The following is an 823-nucleotide window of genomic DNA, read 5'->3' on the forward strand; positions in this document are numbered from 1 at the left end:
TCTATTTTAAAGGATAGAAATAGTTATTCTAAGACAGATTATGATGCGACATTTATGAGAATGAAAGAAGATCACATGAAAAATGGACAACTTAAGCCAGGGTATAATTTACAAATAGCAACAAATTCCCAATTTGTTTTATCTTATAATGTGTATCAAAATCCAACGGATACTAGAACGATGATTCCATTTTTAAATTCAATTCAAGAGACCTACGGTCATTTACCTGAATATATTGTAGCTGATGCAGGTTATGGTAGTGAATCAAATTATAAGGCAATTATAGATGACTTTAATCGAACGCCACTCATAACATATGGAATGTTTATAAAAGATAAAACTAAAAAATATAAAAGTGACATCTTTAATACTCAAAATTGGAACTATGACGAAATTAATGACGAATTCATTTGTCCGAATAATAAACGGCTAGGTTTTAAAAGATATGCCTATCGTCATGATAAGTATGGTTATAAGCGAGACTTCAAATTATATGAATGTGATGATTGTTCAGAATGTCCTTTAAAAAATCAATGTATGAACTTCAATTCAAAAACAAACAAAAAAATAATGAAGAATTATAACTGGGAATATTTTAAATCCCAAATTAACAAAAAGCTTTCAGAACCAGAAACAAAAAATATCTACAGTCAAAGAAAAATTGATGTGGAACCTGTTTTTGGATTTATGAAGGCTATTTTGGGTTTCACTCGGATGTCTGTCCGAGGACTCAATAAAGTCAAAAGAGAACTTGGTTTTGTATTAATGGCACTTAATATAAGAAAAGTAGTAGCTCAACGAGCTGAAAATAATCAAAAAATTT

General features: G+C 29.3%; 1 protein-coding gene. It reads left to right on the forward strand.

Translation table 11 applies throughout. From position 1 onward, the window contains the following. Window positions 1–823 (forward strand): transposase (locus HMPREF2647_RS10575; RefSeq protein ID WP_141756762.1); only part of this gene is annotated, 823 nt, incomplete at both ends.

This window comes from Staphylococcus sp. HMSC035D11, from assembly GCF_001836075.1.
Lineage (GTDB): Bacteria > Bacillota > Bacilli > Staphylococcales > Staphylococcaceae > Staphylococcus > Staphylococcus hominis.